Raw genomic sequence first — 335 nt, forward strand, 5'->3', positions numbered from 1 at the left:
CATTTCGGCGATTTTTCCGGACAGGAGCAGGAAAGCGTCATGCCCCATGTCCCGGGAAAGATTCGCAGGCCAGGCCGCTTCCGGGAACGACGAGCACAGGTAGAACCATGACAGGACAAAAATGGCCAGTTGGACCGGAAGCGTACGCCAGGGAGATCCCCGAAACAACCCGGGGACAAGCAGCGCCGCAGCCATAACCGCCAGAGTTCCCAGCAGCCTCTCCGTCTCCGCTCCCAAATTCATCCGGTACAGCGGATGCAGCCAGTCCGCAAACATTCCGAACAAGGGCAGGGAGAACAGCGCCCGATAGCTCAAAGAGAGGGATTCAGGAGCCA

General features: G+C 59.4%; 1 protein-coding gene. It reads right to left on the reverse strand.

Features of this window, described 5'->3' with window-relative positions:
* A partial coding sequence (locus L692_RS32935; RefSeq protein ID WP_415752769.1) for a hypothetical protein occupies positions 1-335 on the reverse strand: 335 nt, incomplete at both ends.

The sequence above is a fragment of the Paenibacillus forsythiae T98 genome (assembly GCF_000520735.1).
In the GTDB taxonomy this organism is placed as follows: Bacteria; Bacillota; Bacilli; order Paenibacillales; family Paenibacillaceae; genus Paenibacillus_AQ; species Paenibacillus_AQ forsythiae.